The sequence below is a fragment of the Streptomyces sp. NPDC013457 genome, from assembly GCF_043089925.1.
Taxonomy (GTDB): Bacteria; Actinomycetota; Actinomycetes; order Streptomycetales; family Streptomycetaceae; genus Streptomyces.
The window spans coordinates 550,431-569,379 of the sequence record NZ_JBICBL010000005.1 but is presented as its reverse complement, the minus strand read 5'-3'; the positions used below and the strand labels follow the sequence as shown (position 1 = coordinate 569,379).

Here is an 18,949-nt window from a genome sequence, read left to right as displayed (position 1 = left end):
AAGTTCGGCAGCGTGGAGAGGTCGTTCCCGAACGACGCCGTCTCCGAGGTGAACCTGTCACCCGTGAGCTGCATACCGTCACCCGAATCACCCGCAAACCGGATGATCACCCGATCGAGTCGGCGGACTTCCTTCTCGTCGCCGTGGCGGGGCGCCGTCGGGGCGGCGCTGCGCTGCTCCCCGACCAGGGCCTCGCCGGCCTCGCTACTGACCTGGCTGGTCACTGAACTGGACCTCCCTCGCGGCAAGGGTCTCTCCGCCACAGGCGGGAGAAGGCTCGCGGGGCGGTCGGCGAACCGGCCGTCCCCGTGGCCCACCCTACGACGGTGAGGTGCCCCTCCCCGGGACTTCTCGCATCATGGACCTCGTTTTGAGATGCCTGTTTGCTATGAATCGTCACGTTCTGTCGCCCCCCAGATCTTTCCGGAAAGTCGCATTCCGCTCGTTCTTCGGTCCTGGGTCCGACCCCGGCCCGCAATATCTGACAGAGTGTCAGATTGTCAGGAATTCAGATAGGTCAACACCGCGAGCACCCGACGATGATCGCCGTCACTCGGGGACAGGCCCAGCTTCAGGAAGATGTTGCTGATGTGCTTCTCCACGGCGCCGTCGCTCACGACCAGCTGTTTCGCGATCGCGGAGTTCGTCCGCCCCTCGGCCATCAGGCCCAGGACCTCGCGCTCGCGCGGGGTCAGGTTCGCCAGGACGTCCTGCTTGCGGCTCCGGCCGAGCAGCTGCTGCACGACCTCCGGGTCCAGGGCCGTACCGCCCCGGGCCACCCGGACGACGGCGTCCACGAACTCGCGGACCTCGGCGACCCGGTCCTTGAGGAGATAGCCCACGCCCCGGCTGGAGCCGGCCAGGAGTTCGGTGGCGTACTGCTCCTCCACGTACTGCGAAAGGACCAGGACCCCCACCCCGGGGTACTCCTTGCGCAGCCGCACCGCCGCCCGTACGCCCTCGTCCGTGTGGGTCGGGGGCATCCGGACGTCGGCCACGACCACGTCGGGCAGCTCGCCGTCGCCCGCGAGACCGGCGACGGTCTTGACCAGGGCCTCTCCGTCGCCCACCCCGGCGACGACCTCGTGCCCCCGGTCGGTCAGCAGTCGGGTCAGGCCCTCTCGGAGCAGCACTGAATCCTCGGCGATGACCACACGCACCCTGTCCGCCACGTCTTCCACGACCTGAAGCCCCCATGTTCCGGTGTTCGATGCGTCCCAGCATCGCAGTAAGAGGGACGCGACGGGGCAGGGTCGGGTTCAGGCGTGTCAGGGGCGTGTCATGAGGCGAGTCATGGGGCGGGCCTGTGCGGGCTGCCGTGCGGGGTGATCTTTGTGCGGGGCTTGAGAGGGCCGTACGGACGTGGGAGCGCCGTGCGGGCCGGGCCGGGCTCGGGCACCCGACTACGCACGCCAGGGGAGTTCCGCCGTGATCGTCGTCGGGCCGCCCGCGGGCGAGTCCACGGCGAGGATCCCGTCGACCGCGTCCAGCCGCTCGGTGAGCCCGGCCAGACCCCGGCCCGCGGCCGTGTCCGCGCCGCCGCGCCCGTCGTCCCGCACCTGGAGCAGCATCCGGTCGCCCGACCGCCACACGTCCACCCACGCCTGTCGGGCCCCGGAGTGCTTGGACACGTTCTGGAGCAGCTCGGACACGGTGAAGTACGCGATGCCCTCGATCGCCGGCACCGGCCGGGCCGGGAGGTCCACCTCGACGGAGACCGGCACGGTGCACCGTGCGGCGACCGCCGACAGGGCCGCGTCCAGACCGCGGTCGGTCAGGACGGCCGGGTGGATGCCCCGGGCCAGATCGCGCAGCTCCTGCAGCGCCGTCTTCACCTCGCCGTGCGCCTCGTCCACCATGCGGGCCGCCGCCCGCGGGTCCTCCGCCAGCTTCTCCTTGGCCAGGCCCAGATCCATGGCGAGGGCGACGAGCCGGGCCTGCGCGCCGTCGTGCAGATCGCGTTCGATCCGGCGCAGATCGGCGGCGGCGGTGTCGACGACCACGCCCCGGTCCGTCTCCAGCTCCGTCACGCGCGTGGCGAGCCGCGAAGGACCGAGCAGCCCGGAGACCATCAGCCGGTCCACGGCGGCCAGCGACCGGATGATCCACGGCCCGGCGAGCACGACGAGCAGCCCGATGGCGCTGGTGACGGCGATCTCGAAGGGGGAGTCCAGATAGAAGGCGTGCGTCCGGTCGCCGTACAGCTGGATGCCGTCCTGGCCGGCGTACATCGGGAAGACCCACTGCCAGAGGGGGTACGTGAACAGGGCCCAGCCCGTCACCCAGAAGGTCACCGCGACCGTGAAGGCGAAGATCGCCCACGGCATGTGCAGGAGCGCGTAGAGGAGGTGGCGCCAGGACGCCCCGCTCTTCAGCGTCGCTCCCATCCACGACATCGCCCCGCCGGTACGGCCCCTGGCGGGCGCCGGCGGTGCGACCTCCAGACCGAGCAGTCCGCGCGCCCGGGCCCGCTCCACCGAGCCGAAGCCGCGGCACAGGGCGAGGGCGCCCGCGAGGACGGGGATGCCGAGGAAGGTGACGAGGAGCCCGGCGCCGGCCGAGACCAGGGCGATGGAGAGCGCGAAGTAGACGCAGCTCAGCGGCAGCCCGAGCACCAGATAGCCGAACTCGCGCCAGGTGCGGGCCTCGAACGGCGCGCGGATCGCGGCGGGGAGGCGGTGGGATGCCATCGCTGTTGTCCGTTCTGCTCGGGGAAAGGAGGGGAGTGAAGAGTGGGGAGAGGAGTACGACTCAAGGTTTCCGTGCGGACGCGCGCCGGACCATGAGGGAGGTGGGCGTCTGCGGAGGGGGGATTTCCCTACCTTGAGGGGGCGACGGGGCGCGACGGGGCGCAGCGACTGCGCGGCGGGGCGGCCTCAGAGCGTGCGAGCGGCGTGCGAGAGGCGTACGGGGCCGTGGTGAGGCGCACGGGGTGGAGGTTCGGCGGCCCGTCGGGCGTACGCGGTCGGGGCGGTCGCGGCCCCGGGGGCGCAGCCCGCCCCGACCGGCCCGGCTACGCGGAGAGCGGGCGGGCGCGCCACGGCAGTTCTGCCGTGACCGTCGTCGGGCCGCCCTCCGGCGAGTCGAGGACGAACAGACCGTCGACCGCCCCCAGCCGCTCCGCGAGCCCGGCCATCCCCGTGCCGCCGTCCAGCCGGGCGCCGCCCTGCCCGTCGTCCCGTACCTGGAGCAGCAGCCGGTCCTCGCGCCGCCACACCTCCACGGAGGCGGACCGCGCACGGGCGTGCTTGGAGACGTTCTGGAGCAGCTCGGACACGGTGAAGTACGCGATGCCCTCGATCGCCTCGGCCGGCCGCTCGGTCAGGTCGACCGTCACCTTCACCGGGACCGTGCAGCGCGCGGCGATCGACGAGAGCGCGGCGTCCAGGCCACGGTCGGTCAGGACGGCCGGGTGGATGCCCCGGGCCAGATCGCGCAGCTCCTGCAGCGCGAGCTTCACCTCGCCGTGCGCCTCGTCGACCATCGCGGCCGCCGCCTCCGGGTCCTCCAGGAGCTTCTCCTTCGCCAGACCGAGCCCCATCGCCAGGGCGACGAGCCGGGCCTGCGCGCCGTCGTGCAGGTCGCGTTCGATCCGGCGCAGATCGGCGGCGGCGGTGTCGACGACCACGCCCCGGTCCGTCTCCAGCTCGGCGATCCGCCGCTCCAGCTCGTCCGAGGGCGACAGCAGACCGCGGACCATGGCCCGGTCGGCGGTCGAAAGACCGCGGGCCACGAACGGCAGCAGGGGCCAGAGCACGATCAGCGAGACGAGGGTGACGGCGAAGGTCACGATGCCCCACGGCAGCCGGATGAAGCCGTACAGCATCGTCCGCCAGCCCACCGGGTCCTTCAGCGCCGTCCACAGCCAGGGGAAGAAGCCGTGCCGGCGGGGGAGCGGGCTGGGCTCGTCCACCCGTACACCGAGCAGCGCCCGGGCCCTCCTCCGCTCCGCCCGGCCCAGGCCGCGGGCCCCGGCGAGGCCGAGGGCCAGGAGCGGCAGGCCGACCACCGTGACGGCCAGGCCCACGCCGACGGCGACCGCCACCACCACGTACACGAACCCGGCCACGGCGGCGAACAGATTGGTGAGGAGGAAGGAGATCTCCTTCCAGGTGTGCCGGCCGTAGGCGAGGCGCACGGGCGGCAGCGGGGTCTCGGTGTCGACGTTCATGGGGCAAGCGTGCCGGTCGGGGGGCTCGGCACGCCATGGGGTACGTCGGTGAAGGAGAGTAGGGATATCCCCACCGCTCACTCTGTGACACGACCGCTTACGGCGTCTTTAGCAGGGCCTAGACTCCCGTGCGTACAGACGATCGCCGAAACGGGCAAGGGAGCGAGGGGTGGACGTGCCGGATCCGACCGTACGGGCGGGACACGGACTCGCGGCGGACTACTTCCAGTCGTACTCCGTCGTCGGCCTGATCGCCGTCGTCGGCGTGCTCTTCGTGGCCGTCGCGTTCGGCGCGGGCCGGCTGCTGAGGCCCGTCGTGCCGACGCCGGAGAAGCTGCTGACGTACGAGTGCGGAGTGGACCCGGTGGGGGAGGGCTGGGCGCACACCCAGGTCCGCTACTACGTGTACGCCTTCCTCTACGTGATCTTCGCCGTCGACTCGATCTTCCTCTTCCCGTGGGCGACGGTGTTCGCAGCGCCCGGCTACGGCGGGACGACGCTGGTCGAGATGTTCATCTTCCTCGGCTTCCTGGCCGTGGGACTGCTCTACGCGTACAAGAAGGGCGTCCTGACATGGACGTGACCCCGACCCCGCTGCCGGATCCGACGCCGCTGCCGGCTCCCAAGCTCGGCCCGCTCGCGCGGCTGGCGCCCGAGCCGATGAAGGTGGTCCTGAACTGGGGCCGCCGCTACAGCCTCTGGGTCTTCAACTTCGGCCTCGCCTGCTGCGCGATCGAGTTCATCGCCGCGTCGATGGCCCGCCACGACTTCATCCGGCTCGGCGTGATCCCCTTCGCGCCGGGGCCGCGCCAGGCCGACCTGATGATCGTCTCGGGCACGGTGACGGACAAGATGGCCCCGGCGGTGAAGCGGCTGTACGAGCAGATGCCGGAGCCCAAGTACGTCATCTCCTTCGGCGCCTGCTCGAACTGCGGCGGCCCGTACTGGGACTCGTACTCGGTGACGAAGGGCGTCGACCAGATCATCCCCGTCGACGTCTACGTGCCGGGCTGCCCGCCGCGCCCCGAGGCGCTGCTGCAGGGGATCCTCAAGCTCCAGGAGAAGATCGCGCGCGAGTCGCTGGCGGCGCGCTACTCGGGCCCGTCCGTCGGGCAGCTGACGAGCGGTCTGGTGACGCCGCCGAAGCCGGGCGGTGAGGCGAAGTGAACGCGAACGCGTACGACTCCCTCCCGGAGGCCGTGACCGAGGTCTTCGGCGAGGAGGCGACCGCTCTGCGGGCGTACGACCTGCTGACGGTGGACGTGCCGGTCGGCTCGTGGATCGCCGCGCTGGAGATCGCGCGGGACAAGCTGGGCTGCACGTACTTCGACTGGCTGAGCGCGGTGGACGAGCCGGGCGCCGGCTTCCGGGTGTGCGCGCACGTGGTGGCGCTGGAGGGTGGCGCGGTGCGCCGGCTGCTGGTGCGGACGACGGTGAGCCACGAGTCGCCGGTGCTGGCGACGGCCGTTCCGGTGTACGCGGGTGCGGAGTGGCACGAGCGGGAGACGCACGAGATGTTCGGCGTCGAGTTCACGGACCACCCGAACCTCGTACCGCTGCTCCTGCCGGAGAACTTCGAGGGTCACCCGCTGCGGAAGGACTTCGTCCTGGCGGCGCGGGTCGTGAAGGCGTGGCCGGGGGCGAAGGAGCCGGGCGAGTCGGAGCACGGCGGGCCGAAGCGGCGTCAGATGCTGCCGCCGGGCGTTCCCGACCCCAACGACTGGGGCCCGATGAAGGGCCAGCTCCCGCCCGCTCCGGCCCGCCCCGCCCGAGGCGCGGCGGCCGCGGGCGACCGCCCCGCGCGCCGTACGCGCACGACGGCGGAGGGCTCGGCGACCCAGCCGGAAGCCGCGGAGGCCCCCGCGCGCCCGCCGAGGCGCACGCGGAGCGCGTCGGAAGGCTCGGCGAGCCAGGCGGAAGCCGTGGAAGCACGTCCGCCGAGGCGCACCCGGAGCGCCTCCGAAGGCTCGGCGAGCCAGGCGGCCGAGGACTCGGCGCCCCAGCCGGAGACCGCGGACGGCCCGGAGCGCCCGGCGAGGCGCACCCGCAGCGCAGCCGAGGGCTCGGCGAGCCAGGCGGCTCCGCCCCCGGCGCCGTCGCGCCCCCGAAGCTCGGACGCCCCCTGGCACCACGCCCGCCCGGCCTTCGACCCCGAAACGACGAAGCTCCCGGACCCCGAACGGGCCCCGGCGCCCGAAGCCCGGCCCGCGCCGGAGGCCGGGTCGGCCTCCGAGGCGAAGCCCGAGCCGAAGGCAGGCCCGGCTCCGGAGCCCGCTCCCGACCCGAAGGCCGGGCCCGCGCCCGAAGGCGGACCCGCGCCGGAGGCTGGACAGGCTTCCGAGTCCGGTCCTGCGCCTGAGTCCGGGCCTGAGCCTGAGCCCGGGCCTGAGCCTGAGCCCGGTCCCGCGCCGGAGGCTGGACAGGCCCCTGAGTCCGGGCCTGAGCCTGAGCCCGGGCCTGAGCCTGAGCCCGGTCCCGCGCCGGAGGCTGGACAGGCCCCTGAGTCCGGGCCTGCGCCTGAGTCCGGGCCTGAGCCCGAGTCCGGGCCTGTGCCCGAGTCCGGGCCTGTGCCCGAGGCGGAACCGGAGCCCGAAGCCCGGCCTGCGCCGGAAGCCGGACGTACCGACCATCCCACCACCCCCGACGGAGGCGAATCCGCGTGAACGACGCACTCGACGTCGCCCTGCGGCTGCTCGTCGTCTTCGCCGTGTTCCTCGTGCTGCCCCTCGTCATCGGCCAGACCGAGCACAAGGTCATGGCCCATATGCAGGGCCGCCTCGGGCCCATGTACGCCGGTGGTTTCCACGGGTGGGCCCAGCTCGTCGCCGACGGGGTCAAGTTCGCGCAGAAGGAGGACGTGGTCCCGGCCGACGCCGACCGCCGCGTCTTCCAGCTCGCCCCCGCCGTCGCCCTCCTCCCGTACCTCCTCGTCCTCGTGGCCATCCCCATCGGCCCGGGCGAGGGCGCTGTCGGGGAGGTCGTCGACGCCGGCATCTTCTTCGTCCTCGCCGTCATGGGCGTCGGCGTCCTCGGCAGCCTCATGGCCGGCTGGGCGTCCGCCAACAAGTTCTCCCTGCTCGGCGGCCTCCGCACCGCCGCGCAGCTGCTCGCCTACGAGCTCCCGATGCTCCTCGCCGCCGCCTCCGTCGCGATGGCCGCCGGCACCGTCTCCCTCCCCGGCATCCTCAATGCCTTCGAGTGGTGGTGGCTGCCCTGGCAGATCGTCGGCGCGATCGTCTTCTTCGTCGCCGGCCTCGCCGAGCTCCAGCGCCCGCCGTTCGACATGCCCGTCGCCGACTCCGAGATCATCTTCGGCGCGTACACCGAGTACACCGGCCTCCGCTTCGCGCTCTTCCTGCTCGCCGAGTACGCCGGCATCGTCGTCCTCTGCGGGCTCACCACCGTCCTCTTCCTCGGCGGCTGGCACGGCCCCCTCGGCGCCGACGGCCTCGGCTGGGTCTGGACCCTGCTCAAGACCGCGGTCCTCGCCTTCGTCGTCATCTGGCTCCGCGTCAGCTACCCCCGGCTCCGCGAGGACCAGCTCCAGAAGCTGGCCTGGACCACCCTCGTCCCGCTCGCCCTCGCGCAGATCGCGCTCACCGGCATCGTGAAGGTGGCGATCCAGTAATGCCCATTCCCGGATCCGGCCTCGCCAAGGGCCTCGCCGTCACCCTCCGCACGATGACGAAGAAGACCGTCACCGCGCAGTACCCGGACAAGCAGCCCGAACTCCCGCCGCGCACCCGCGGTGTCATCGGGCTCTTCGAGGAGAACTGCACCGTCTGCATGCTCTGCGCCCGCGAGTGCCCCGACTGGTGCATCTACATCGACTCCCACAAGGAGACGGTGCCCGCCGCCGCCCCCGGCGGCCGCGAGCGCTCCCGCAACGTCCTCGACCGCTTCGCCATCGACTTCGCCCTCTGCATGTACTGCGGTATCTGCATCGAGGTCTGCCCGTTCGACGCGCTGTTCTGGTCGCCCGAGTTCGAGTACGCGGAGACGGACATCCACGAACTCACCCACGAGCGCGACAAGCTCCGCGAGTGGATGTGGACGGTCCCCGAACCGCCCGCGCTCGACCCGGGCGCCGAGGAGCCGAAGGAGATCGCCGCGGCGCGCAAGGCCGTGGAGAAGGCCGCCACCGCGGCAGCCGCCGCCCAGGCGCAGGCCGAAGCCCAGGCGCAGGCCGAAGGAGACCAGGCCGAGGGAGACCAGCAGTGAACCTCGCCGCCGTCCCGCTCGCCGCCTCCCACCCCGGCTTCCTCTCGCCCTCCGGCGTCGAGGTCGCCTTCCTCCTCGTCGGCCTCGTGACCCTCGGCGCCGCCGCCGTGAGCGTCACCACCCGCCAGCTCGTGCACGCCGCGCTCTGGCTGGTCGTGGCGCTCGGCGGGCTCGCCGTCGAGTACCTCCTGCTCACCGCGGAGTTCATCGCCTGGGTCCAGGTGCTGATCTACGTCGGCTCCGTCGTCGTCCTCCTCCTCTTCGGGCTCATGCTCACCAAGGCCCCCATCGGCCGCTCCCCGGACGCCGACTCGGGCAACCGCCCGGTCGCCCTCGCGGTCGCGCTCGCCGCGGCCGCGGCGCTCGTCTGGGTGGTCGTCGACGCGTTCCGTAAGACCTGGATCGAGCTCGACGGCCCCGCCCAGGGCTCCACCGAGGTGTCCGGCGAGATCCTCTTCCGGCACTGGGTGCTGCCCTTCGAGGCGCTCTCCGTCCTGCTGCTCGCCGCGCTGGTCGGCGCGATCGTCCTGTCCCGCAAGAACGCCAAGGAGGCCCGGGACTGATGCATCTCGCCTACCCCGCCGTCCTCGCCGCCCTGCTCTTCTGCGTCGGCCTGTACGGCGTCCTCGCCCGCCGCAACGCGATCCTGGTCCTGATGTCCGTCGAGCTGATGCTCAACGCCGTCAACCTCAACCTGGTCGCCTTCGACGTCTGGCTCCGCGACACCCTGCACGCCGGGCAGGCGCTCACCCTCTTCACCATCGCCATCGCCGCCGCGGAGATCGGCATCGGTCTCGCGATCGTCCTGATGGTCTACCGCAACCGCGGCACCTCGGACGTCGACCGCATGCGCGACAACGCCGAGCCCCACGGCGCGGGGACCGACGGCGCGGCGACCGACGACGCCGAGCCCCGGACCACCGGGACCGACGAGAAGGCCGAGGCCACCGCGTGACCACCACGACCCTCGCCGTCCTCGTCCCCCTGCTTCCTTTCCTCGGCTCCGTCGCCGGTCTGCTCCTGGGCCGGAAGGCCCCCGGCTTCGTCCGCCCCCTCGCCGTGCTCCCGGCGCTCCTCGCCGCCGCGCTGGCCGCCGTGGTCGCCGTCCGGCAGGGCGGCGGGCCGACGATCGAGGCCTCCACCCAGCTCACCCCCACCGGCTCGGTCCCCATCGACCTGGCGCTGTACATCGACGGCTTCGCCGCCCTCGTCGCCGTGGTCGTCGGGGTGGTCGCCACCTGCGTGCAGATCTACTCGACCGGCTATCTCCGCGACGACCCGCGCTACCCCTCGTACGCGGCGCTCGTCTCCCTCTTCACCTCCGCGATGCTGCTCGTCGTCTACTCCGGCGACCTGATGGTGCTCCTGGTCGGCTGGGAGATCATGGGCATCTGCTCGTACTTCCTCGTCGGCCACTACTGGGAGACCCCCGAGGCGCGGGCCGCCTCCCTCAAGGCCTTCCTCGTCACCAAGCTCGGCGACGTCCCCTTCCTGATCGGCCTCTTCGCGCTCGCCACGGACGCGGGGACGTTCCGGATCGACGGGATCCTCGGCGCCGTCGCGGCAGGAGGGCTCGACAACCCCACCCTCGTCGCGCTGCTGCTCCTCGCCGGTGTGGCGGGCAAGTCGGCGCAGTTCCCGCTGTACACCTGGCTCCCCGACGCGATGGCCGGCCCCACCCCCGTCTCCGCGCTCATCCACGCGGCGACGATGGTCGCCGCCGGCATCTACTTCGTGGCCCGCCTGCTGCCCGTCTTCGCCTCGTCCGCGGCCGCGCTGACCGTGCTCGCCGTGATGGCCGCCGTCACGATGGTCGGCTCGGGGCTCGCCGCGCTCGCCCAGGACGACATCAAGCGCGTCCTCGCCTACTCGACGATCGGTCAGCTCGGCTACATGGCCGGTGCCCTGGCCGTCGGCGACCGCGGCGCCGCCGTCTTCCACCTCATGTCCCACGGCGCGTTCAAGGCGCTCCTCTTCCTCGCCGCCGGCGCGATCATCCACGCCGCCGGTACGAACTCGCTCTCCGCGATGTCCCGGATGAGCGGCCTGACGAAGCGGGTCCCCGACGCGTACTGGACGATGACCGTCGCCCTCCTCGCGCTCGCCGCCCTGCCGCCGTTCGCCGGCTTCTTCTCGAAGGAAGCCGTCCTCGTGGCCGCCGAGCACACCGCCCTCGGCGACCGGACCGTCGCACCCGCCGGGGCCGGCTGGACCGTCCTCGTCGCGGGCCTGCTCACCGCCCTCCTCACGGCCGCCTACGCGACCCGGCTCTGGCTGCTCGCCTTCCGGGGCCGCGGAGCCGAGGTGCCGGACCACGGTCGCCAGCCGATCGCCATGACCTCCGTCCTCTGGGTGCTGGCCATCCCCTCCCTCGGTTTCGGTCTGAGCGTCACGTACCTCGACGACTGGTTCGACGGGCACGCGCTCACCCCGACCGTCACCACCGCCGTCCTCGGCACCGGCATCGCCGTGATCGGAGCGGCCGTCACCTACGCCGTCTGGCGCACGCTCGCCGCGAAGGCCGCCGCCTCCCCCGTCAGGGCACCCGCCGCCGCGCACGTCGCCCACCCCGACGCGGAGGCCGGCAAGGTCGAGGCGGAGGCCCTGCACCTGCCGCACCCCGCCGAGGACCCGGCCGACCCCGGCCGCGCCCTGCTCGGCCCGCTGCACCGCCCCGCGGCCGCGGGCTTCCACGTCGACGCCCTCTACAGCGCCGTGTTCGTCCGCCCCGTCCTCGCCGCCGCCTCGCTGGTCCGCTTCCTGGACCGCGAGGTCGTCGACACGTACGTGCGCGGCGCGGGCACCGGCACCCGATGGCTCGGCTGGCTCGTCCGCCGAGCCCAGACCGGCAACGTGCAGACCTACCTGAGCGCCCTGCTCGCCGGCTCCGTCGTCCTGGCGATCGCCGCCGTACTCGTCGCCGTCGCGGGAGCGTGAGACGTGATCGATATCAGCGAATCCGTGATGCAGTTCCTTCTCGCGTTGATCGTCGCCGGCCCGCTCGTCGGCGCCGTCGCCGCTCTCCTGCCGCCCCCGCCCGGGCTGAAGGGGACGTCACCTGACCAGGCCGTGCTGCGCCACGGCGTGATCGTCACCGGTGCCGTCCTCGCCGCCGCGATCGTCCTCACGCTGGGCTTCGACCACGACAACCCGTCGAGGATCCAGGCGAGCACGGACGTCACGTGGATCCCCGCACTCGACGTGCGCCTCCACCTCGGTGTCGACGGCATCTCCCTCCCCCTCCTGGTCATGACCGCGCTGCTGACCTTTCTCTGCGCGCTCTACAGCTACTTCAAGATGCCGAGCGGCCCTTCCCCCAAGGGCTTCGTGGCGCTCCTCCTCGTCCTCGAGTCCGGCACCCTCGCGACCTTCGCCGTCCTCGACCTGATCCTGTTCTTCCTGGCCTTCGAGATGGTCCTCATCCCGATGTACTTCCTCATCGCCCGCTGGGGCGGTGCCGGAAGGCAGGCCGCCGCCTGGAAGTTCATCCTCTACACGCTGCTCGGATCCGTCGTCATGCTGCTCGGCCTGCTCCTCGTGGGACTGAAGGCGGGCACGTTCGACATGGTGGCACTCGCCACCGACAACGGCCGTGGACTCACCACGTCCGTGCAGGTCATCGCCGTTCTCGCGATCGGCATCGGGCTCGCGGTGAAGACCCCGATGTGGCCGCTGCACAGCTGGCTCCCGGACGCCCACACCGCCGCCCCCACGGTCGGCTCGGTCCTCCTCGCCGGCGTCCTGCTGAAGATGGGCACGTACGGGTTCGTACGGATCCTCCTGCCGATCACCCCCGACGGCATGCGGACCTTCGCCCCCTACCTCGCCGCCTTCGCCGTCGTCGGCATCGTCTACGGATCCCTCGCCTGCCTCGCCCTCACGCGCCCCGGCACCAACGGCGACCTCAAGCGCCTGATCGCGTACTCCTCCGTCGGCCACATGGGCTTCGTGCTCCTCGGCATCGCGACGATGACCCCCACCGGCGTCAACGGCGCGCTCTTCGCCAACATCGCCCACGGACTCATCACCGGGCTGCTGTTCTTCCTCGTCGGCGCGTTGAAGGACCGGTACGGCACCGCCGACCTCGACACCCTCGCCGGCGCCACCGGCGCGGCCCTCTACGGCCGCGCCCCGCGCCTGGGCGGGCTGCTCGCCTTCGCCGCCGTAGCCTCCCTCGGACTGCCCGGCCTGGCCGGCTTCTGGGGCGAGATGCTGGCCCTGTTCGCCGCCTTCGAACCGGCCGCGGGCCTCAGCCGCCCCGCGTTCCTCACCTTCATGGCGATCGGCGCCTTCGGCACCCTCCTCACGGCCGCGTACCTCCTCGTCGTCGTCCGCCGGGTCTGCATGGGCGGCCCCCGCCCGAGCGGGGAGGGCACGATCGCCGACGTCCAGGGGTACGAGTTCGCCGCGTGGACCCCGCTCGTCGCCCTCACCGTCCTCGCCGGACTGTGGCCCGCGGTTCTCCTCGGCCTCACCGACCCGGCCGTGCAGCAGCTCCTCGCGGGAGGAAACTCGTGACCCCCACGACCCTCGTCCAGTCCGTCGACTGGCTCGCGATCGCGCCGCCCACCCTCACCGCCCTGGTCGCCCTGGCCGTGCTGGTCGCGGACCTCTTCGTACCCGAGCGGCACAAGCAGCTCCTCGGCTGGACCGCGATCGGCGGACTCGCCGCCGCGATGGCGCTGCTCATCCCGCTGCGCGGCGGCGACCGCTCGACCTTCTGCCTCACCACCGAGCCGGCCGCGACCGCCGCGTGCAGTTACACCGCCGACCGTTTCACGCTGGTCATCCAGTTCCTGGTGCTCGGCGGCGCGCTCCTCACCGCCCTGCTCTCCCTCGCCGACACGCGCGACAAGCTCCCGCCGGGGGAGTACTGGTTCCTGCTGCTCTCCTCGGCGGCGGGCGCGGCCCTGCTGCCCGCCTCCCGCGACCTGGCGACCCTCGTCGTCGCCCTCGAAGTGGCCTCGCTGCCCGCGTTCGCGCTCGTGGGTCTGCGCCGTGGCGACCGGCGGTCCAGCGAGGCGGCGCTGAAGTTCTTCCTCTCCTCGGTCACCGCGACCGCCGTCACCCTGCTCGGCGTCAGCTTCGTGTACGGGGCTACCGGCACCCTCCACCTCACCGAGGTCGCCCAGCGCCTCGACGACGTCCCCGGCCAGCTGCAGACCCTCGCCCAGGCGGGCGTGGCCCTCACGCTCGTCGGCTTCGCCTTCAAGACGGCCGCCGTCCCCTTCCACTTCTGGGTCCCCGAGACCTACATCGGTGCCCCGCTGCCTGTCGCCGGCTACCTCTCGGTCGTCGGCAAGGCCGTCGGCTTCACCGGCCTCATCCTGGTCACGGTCGTCGCCTTCCCCTCGTACGCGGACATCTGGGGTCCGGCGCTGGCGGTGCTCGCCGCGCTGACCATGACGGTCGGCAACGTGGGCGCCCTGCGGCAGGTCTCCACGCGCGCGTGGAGCGCGGTCCGGCTGCTCGCCTGGTCCTCGGTGGCCCAGGCCGGCTACCTCCTGGTCCCGATCGCCGCCGCCGCGTACTCCAGCGACGACCAGATCGGCGCCACCGTCGCGTACGCCCTGATGTACGCCGTCGTGAACCTCGGTGCCTTCGCGGTGGCCGCCCTGGTCGCGCGCACGCACCCGAAGAACCGGATCGCCGACTACCGCGGTCTGTACGCGGCCAGTCCGCTGCTCGCGCTCACCATGGGCTTCTTCCTGCTCAACCTGGCCGGGCTTCCCCCGGGCGTCATCGGCCTCTTCGCCAAGGTCACCGTCTTCTCGGCGGCGGTCGACGCGGGCCTCGGCTGGCTCGCCGTGGTCATGGGCGTGAACGTCGTCATCGGCCTCTACTACTACCTGCGGTGGACCGGGCTGCTCTTCCGGGAGCCCCTGGGAGAATCCGTGGACGAGCCGGCGGGCGAGCGGGCGGGTCAGCACGCGGGCGAGCGGGCCCACGCGCGCGTGCCCGCCGCGATCACCCTGGCGATCGTCCTGGCGGCCGTCGTCGGAGTGGTGCTGTCGGGCTACCCGCAGTTCGCGCTGCGCTTCGCGGCCACCACGCTCTTCTGACCCCCGCGCGGTCCGCCCGCCACCTTCCCCACGCCCCCACACAGAGAAACGCACCAAGGAGCTTCACCCGTGCTGAACGGTTTCAAGGACTTCATACTCCGCGGCAACATCATCTCGATGGCGATCGGTCTGGCCGTCGGATCGGCGTTCACAGCCGTTGTGACCGGCTTCAGCAAGGCGTTCATCACCCCGCTCATCGGTCTCGCCACCGGCTCGGTCGGTGACTTCAGCGAGGCGGAGTTCACCGTCGGCAAGACGATCTTCCCCTACGGTCTGGCGATCGCCGCGACCATAGCGTTCGTGATCACCGCCGCCGTGCTCTACTTCCTCATCGTCCTCCCCATGGCGAAGGTCCAGGCGAGGTTCATCAAGGAAGTGGCCGACGCGAAGGCCGAGAAGCGCGACTGCCCCCGCTGCTTCTCCGAGATCCCGGCCATCGCCACCCGCTGCGCGCACTGCACCAGCGAGATCGAGCCCGCGGCGGGCGCGCTGGTGCAGGCCGGCCTCCCGGCCGCACGCTGACCGCCGCCGGATCACCCGCACGGCTCACACCGCTCCCTGCGAGGGCAGGGGAACCCGCGCCTTCCGCCTGGCGTTGACCAGTACGGGAGGGTCCACTGGACATGGGGTACCCCCGGACCGGAGTCCGGGGGAGGACCGCCACCGAGCAAAGGGTTCCCCTGCCGCACCACTTGGAGGGCGTACCGTGCACCGCCGGCACAACGGGCTGAGGACCGCCGTACTCCTCGGAGGGCTCTCGGCCCTCATCATCGTCATCGGCAGCTTCTTCGGACGGACAGGGCTGATCGTCGCGCTCGTCGTGGCGGTCGGCACCAACGCGTACGCCTACTGGAACAGCGACAAGCTGGCCCTGCGGGCCATGCGCGCCCGCCCGGTGAGCGAGTTCGAGGCCCCCGCGCTCTACCGGATGGTGCGTGAGCTCTCCACCCAGGCACGCCAGCCGATGCCCCGGCTCTACATCTCGCCCACCCAGGCGCCCAACGCCTTCGCCACCGGACGGAACCCGCGGAACGCGGCCGTCTGCTGCACGGAAGGCATCCTCGCGATCCTCGACGAGCGCGAGCTGCGCGGGGTCATCGGCCACGAGTTGAGCCATGTCTACAACCGCGACATCCTGATCTCATCGGTAGCCGGCGCGCTGGCCTCCGTGGTCATGTTCCTGGTGAACTTCGCCTGGCTGATCCCGGTCGGCCGGTCCAGCGACGACGACGGGCCGGGGCTGCTCGGCATGCTCCTGATCATGATCCTCGGTCCGGTCGCCGCCTCCGTCATCCAGCTCTCCATCAGCCGGTCCCGTGAGTTCCAGGCGGACGCGTCGGGCGCCCAGCTCACGGGCGACCCGCTGGCCCTGGCCAGCGCGCTGCGCAAGCTCGACGCCGGCACGAAGCAGCTCCCGCTGCCGCCCGAGCCGCGGATCGAGACCGCGAGCCACATGATGATTGCCAACCCCTTCGGAGGGGGGAAAGGCGTTTCGAAGATGTTCTCGACGCACCCGCCGATGGCGGAGCGCATCGCCCGACTCGAACAGATGGCAGGTCACCGCCCGTGAAGACAATCCTGAACGTCATCTGGCTGATCCTGTGCGGCCTCTGGATGTTCCTCGGCTACATGCTGGCCGGCGTCCTGCTGTGCATCACGATCATCGGCATCCCCTTCGGACTCGCCGCGTTCCGGATCGGGGTCTACGCCCTCTGGCCCTTCGGCTACACCGTCGTGGACCGCCACGACGCGGGCGCCCCGTCCTGCGTGGGCAACGTGCTGTGGCTGATCCTCGCGGGCTGGTGGCTCGCGCTCGGCCACATCACCACCGGCATCGTCCTCTGCATCACGATCATCGGCATCCCGCTGGGCATCGCGAACTTCAAGCTGATCCCGGTCTCGCTGCTGCCGCTGGGCAAGGAGATCGTCCCTTCCGAGCAGGCGTACGGATACACCGTCTAGTGCCCGCCCTGCGGTGACCGGGGCGGGGCGGCCGAGGCCGCTGCGGCCCGCCCCGTCATGATCATGCGCATGGGTTCGATACAGAGACTCGAAGGCCGCCGGGTGTCGGTGACGCTCGGCACCGGCGCACTCACCCTCGCGGGAGCCGACGGCGGGAGCGGTGTGCGTACCGGTTCGCGCATCAGTACGCGGTCCGGTTCGCGTACCGACGGGATCACCGTCATCCCGCTCGCCGCCGTCGCGGAGGCCCGTGTCGCCGAGGCTCCGGGGTCCGCCCTGGAGATCGTGCTCACCGACGGTGAGGTCCATCGCGTCGAAGGCGTCCCCGAGGCCGCGTCCGCCTCCTTCGCCGCCGCGCTCGCCGACGCCCTGCCCGAGCGGCGCGACCCGGCCGGCAGCGCCCTGGTCATCCGCCCCGCCGTCCGCCGCGGGCGCTGGTACCGGATCGCGGTCGTCGCGGCCATCGCCCTCGCCTACGCCGGCTACGCCGCCTGGGCCGACGACACCCCCGGCGAGCGCGATACGGGCGTGATCACCGGACTCTTCCCGCTCTTCGTCGGCCTGTCCGTCTGCCTCCTCGCCGTCGAGGAGGTGCTCCGCCGGACTCGTCTCGCCCGGCACGGCGTCACCACGGACGCCGAGCGGGTCGGGGCCGACGACGCGCGTCCCCGGTACTACTTCAACGACGCCGCCGGCATCCCGCGCCCGTACACAGGCTCAGGTTCCGGCTCCGGTTCCGGTACGGCGCCCACCCTCACCGTCGTCTACGACCCGCGCCGGCCCGACCGGGCCGCCCACGAAGCCCCGCTCGCCGCGGTGATCCGCAAGGTGACGCTGCTGCTGGCCGGTGGGGGCCTCCTGCTCTGGCTCGGGGCGTGGCTCGCGTTCGGCCCCGGCCGGCCCTGAGGGGAGACGGCCGGTCGGAGCCCCGAGCCCCTCACGTACCGGTGTGCCGCCCCCGGCTGACCGCGTACGCGACCGTACCGACCGCGAGGACGCCGACGCCCGCCAGGACGGAGGCGGGCGGCAGCGCGAACGCCAGCGCCCCGCAGCCCGCGAGGCCGGTCGCGGCGAGCACCTGGTTCGAGCGCCCCCGGGAGCGCCCCAGCGTCCAGGCGGAGGCGTTGGCGATGCCGTAGTAGACCAGGACGCCGAAGGACGAGAAGCCGATCGCGCCCCGCACGTCCACCGTGGCCGCCACCACGGCCACCACCGCGCCCACCGCGAGCTCCGCCCGGTGCGGGACCTGGGAACGGGGATGCACGGCGGCCAGCCCCGACGGCAGGTGCCGGTCCCTGGCCATCGCCAGGGTCGTACGGGAGACGCCGAGGATCAGCGAGAGCAGCGAGCCCAGGGCCGCGACGGCCGCGCCGACCGTGACCACGGGGACCAGCCACCCGGCGCCCGACGCCCGGGCCGCGTCGGCCAGCGGGGCGGGAGAGGCGGCGAGGGCCTGCGGCCCGAGGACGGCGAGGACGCTCACCGCCACCGCCGCGTAGACGGCCAGCGCGATGCCGAGGGCGAGGGGCACGGCGCGCGGGATGGTCCGGGCCGGGTCGCGCACCTCCTCGCCGAGCGTGGCGATCCGCGCGTACCCCGCGAAGGCGAAGAAGAGCAGCCCCGCCGCCTGGAGCATCCCGCTCGCCGTCACCTCGCCGTCGAGAGCGAGCCGCCCGAGGTCGACCGCTCCCGAGCTCAGCGAGGCGACGACCACGGCCGCCAGGACGGCCAGGACCAGCGCCACGATCGCCCGGGTCAGCAGGGCGGACTTCTGCACACCGCCGTAGTTCACGGCCGTCAGCGCCACCACGGCGGCGACCGCCACAGCGTGCGCCTGCTCGGGCCACAGGTACGCCCCGGCGGTCAGCGCCATCGCCGCGCACGAGGCCGTCTTGCCGACGACGAACGCCCAGCCCGCCAGGTACCCCCAGAACGCCCCGAGACGTTCGCGACCGTACACATAGGTGCCGCCGGAGGCGGGGTACAGGGCGGCGAGCCGGGCCGAGGCCATGGCGTTGCAGTACGCGACGACCGCGGCGACCCCGAGGGCCGGGAGCAGCCCGGCTCCGGCCGCCTCGGCCGCCGGGCCGAGCGCGACGAAGATCCCGGCGCCGACCATCGAGCCCAGCCCGATGACGACGGCGTCGAACACCCCGAGGGTGCGGCGCAGTCCCTGTGTCATGCACCGCACACTACGGGCCCCGCAACCGCGGCCGGCGCCCCGGCGTCCTCTCCGGCATGAACGTCATCAGCTGGATCGTCCTGGGCCTCCTCGCGGGAGTCATAGCCAAGGTCCTGCTCCCGGGCCGCGACCCGGGCGGGCTCATCGGTACGACCGTCATCGGCATCGCCGGCGCGTTCGTCGGCGGCTGGCTCTCTTCCACGTTCCTCGACCGCCCGATCACCACCGGCTTCTACGACACGGCCACCTGGCTCTCGGCCGTCGGCGGCGCGCTGGTGCTGCTGATCGCGTACCGGATCCTCTTCGGTCACTCGCGCTCGCGCTGAGCCCGCGGGCGGGCGTGGCCCGGGG

19 protein-coding genes and 1 pseudogene are annotated in these 18,949 nt (G+C 72.4%); 15 read left to right on the top strand and 5 right to left on the bottom strand.

All coding sequences use genetic code 11. The features are described from left to right. From ACF1G2_RS17260 to ACF1G2_RS17245, 4 genes and pseudogenes are all read right to left on the bottom strand, one after another. Nucleotides 1–224, bottom strand: a pseudogene (locus ACF1G2_RS17260) (2-oxoglutarate ferredoxin oxidoreductase subunit alpha); the annotation flags it as partial. A 276-nt stretch (nt 225–500) separates the two neighbouring features. Next, a complete protein-coding gene (locus ACF1G2_RS17255; RefSeq protein WP_391799043.1) occupies nt 501–1,160 on the bottom strand; it encodes a LuxR C-terminal-related transcriptional regulator in 660 nt (219 codons plus the stop codon). Nucleotides 1,161–1,403: 243 nt separating this feature from the next. Further along, complete coding sequence (locus tag ACF1G2_RS17250; RefSeq protein ID WP_391799026.1) at nt 1,404–2,690, bottom strand: sensor histidine kinase; 1,287 nt, start codon at nt 2,688–2,690, stop codon at nt 1,404–1,406. A gap of 323 nt (nt 2,691–3,013) precedes the next feature. Further along, the gene (locus ACF1G2_RS17245; protein ID WP_391799025.1) at nt 3,014–4,171 is read right to left on the bottom strand and encodes a sensor domain-containing protein; all 1,158 of its coding nucleotides are present in this window, start codon (nt 4,169–4,171) and stop codon (nt 3,014–3,016) included. Between the two features lie 175 nt (nt 4,172–4,346). Between ACF1G2_RS17245 and ACF1G2_RS17240 the strand changes: the two genes are divergently transcribed. The 14 genes from ACF1G2_RS17240 (at nt 4,347) to ACF1G2_RS17175 (ending at nt 17,322) form a co-directional block, all read left to right on the top strand. Beyond that, nucleotides 4,347–4,754: an NADH-quinone oxidoreductase subunit A gene (locus ACF1G2_RS17240; protein WP_391799024.1), complete on the top strand. Its 408-nt coding sequence runs from the start codon at nt 4,347–4,349 to the stop codon at nt 4,752–4,754. Beyond that, entirely contained in the window at nt 4,745–5,338 is a 594-nt protein-coding gene (locus ACF1G2_RS17235; protein ID WP_391799023.1) for an NADH-quinone oxidoreductase subunit B, read from the top strand. Before ACF1G2_RS17240 ends, ACF1G2_RS17235 begins: the two co-directional genes overlap by 10 nt. Next, nucleotides 5,335–6,834 (top strand): NADH-quinone oxidoreductase subunit C, encoded by a 1,500-nt coding sequence (locus ACF1G2_RS17230; protein ID WP_391799022.1) that lies wholly within the window; start codon nt 5,335–5,337, stop codon nt 6,832–6,834. Before ACF1G2_RS17235 ends, ACF1G2_RS17230 begins: the two co-directional genes overlap by 4 nt. After that, complete coding sequence (locus tag ACF1G2_RS17225) at nt 6,831–7,799, top strand: NADH-quinone oxidoreductase subunit H (protein WP_391799021.1); 969 nt, start codon at nt 6,831–6,833, stop codon at nt 7,797–7,799. Before ACF1G2_RS17230 ends, ACF1G2_RS17225 begins: the two co-directional genes overlap by 4 nt. Next, nucleotides 7,799–8,392: a NuoI/complex I 23 kDa subunit family protein gene (locus tag ACF1G2_RS17220; protein WP_391799020.1), complete on the top strand. Its 594-nt coding sequence runs from the start codon at nt 7,799–7,801 to the stop codon at nt 8,390–8,392. Before ACF1G2_RS17225 ends, ACF1G2_RS17220 begins: the two co-directional genes overlap by 1 nt. Beyond that, nucleotides 8,389–8,955 (top strand): NADH-quinone oxidoreductase subunit J, encoded by a 567-nt coding sequence (locus ACF1G2_RS17215; RefSeq protein WP_391799019.1) that lies wholly within the window; start codon nt 8,389–8,391, stop codon nt 8,953–8,955. The genes ACF1G2_RS17220 and ACF1G2_RS17215 overlap by 4 nt, the downstream gene beginning before the upstream one ends. Further along, nucleotides 8,955–9,347, top strand: coding sequence for an NADH-quinone oxidoreductase subunit NuoK (gene nuoK, locus ACF1G2_RS17210; RefSeq protein ID WP_391799018.1), 393 nt, complete (start codon nt 8,955–8,957; stop codon nt 9,345–9,347). Before ACF1G2_RS17215 ends, nuoK begins: the two co-directional genes overlap by 1 nt. After that, complete coding sequence (locus ACF1G2_RS17205) at nt 9,344–11,329, top strand: NADH-quinone oxidoreductase subunit L (protein WP_391799017.1); 1,986 nt, start codon at nt 9,344–9,346, stop codon at nt 11,327–11,329. The genes nuoK and ACF1G2_RS17205 overlap by 4 nt, the downstream gene beginning before the upstream one ends. A gap of 27 nt (nt 11,330–11,356) precedes the next feature. Next, the gene (locus ACF1G2_RS17200; RefSeq protein WP_391799042.1) at nt 11,357–12,910 is read left to right on the top strand and encodes a NuoM family protein; all 1,554 of its coding nucleotides are present in this window, start codon (nt 11,357–11,359) and stop codon (nt 12,908–12,910) included. Beyond that, the gene (locus ACF1G2_RS17195) at nt 12,907–14,454 is read left to right on the top strand and encodes an NADH-quinone oxidoreductase subunit N (protein WP_391799016.1); all 1,548 of its coding nucleotides are present in this window, start codon (nt 12,907–12,909) and stop codon (nt 14,452–14,454) included. The genes ACF1G2_RS17200 and ACF1G2_RS17195 overlap by 4 nt, the downstream gene beginning before the upstream one ends. A gap of 69 nt (nt 14,455–14,523) precedes the next feature. Further along, a complete protein-coding gene (locus ACF1G2_RS17190) occupies nt 14,524–14,976 on the top strand; it encodes an MscL family protein (RefSeq protein WP_391799015.1) in 453 nt (150 codons plus the stop codon). 184 nt (nt 14,977–15,160) lie between these two features. Then, nucleotides 15,161–16,024: a zinc metalloprotease HtpX gene (gene htpX / locus ACF1G2_RS17185; protein ID WP_391799014.1), complete on the top strand. Its 864-nt coding sequence runs from the start codon at nt 15,161–15,163 to the stop codon at nt 16,022–16,024. Next, nucleotides 16,021–16,416, top strand: coding sequence for a YccF domain-containing protein (locus ACF1G2_RS17180; protein WP_391799013.1), 396 nt, complete (start codon nt 16,021–16,023; stop codon nt 16,414–16,416). The genes htpX and ACF1G2_RS17180 overlap by 4 nt, the downstream gene beginning before the upstream one ends. A 69-nt stretch (nt 16,417–16,485) precedes the next feature. Next, nucleotides 16,486–17,322 (top strand): DUF3592 domain-containing protein, encoded by an 837-nt coding sequence (locus tag ACF1G2_RS17175; RefSeq protein WP_391799012.1) that lies wholly within the window; start codon nt 16,486–16,488, stop codon nt 17,320–17,322. A gap of 31 nt (nt 17,323–17,353) precedes the next feature. Here ACF1G2_RS17175 and ACF1G2_RS17170 read toward each other — a convergent pair whose 3' ends face one another. Then, a complete protein-coding gene (locus ACF1G2_RS17170) occupies nt 17,354–18,598 on the bottom strand; it encodes an APC family permease (RefSeq protein WP_391799011.1) in 1,245 nt (414 codons plus the stop codon). Between the two features lie 56 nt (nt 18,599–18,654). Between ACF1G2_RS17170 and ACF1G2_RS17165 the strand changes: the two genes are divergently transcribed. After that, the gene (locus tag ACF1G2_RS17165; protein ID WP_391799010.1) at nt 18,655–18,924 is read left to right on the top strand and encodes a GlsB/YeaQ/YmgE family stress response membrane protein; all 270 of its coding nucleotides are present in this window, start codon (nt 18,655–18,657) and stop codon (nt 18,922–18,924) included. The last annotated feature ends 25 nt before the right edge of the window (nt 18,925–18,949 follow it).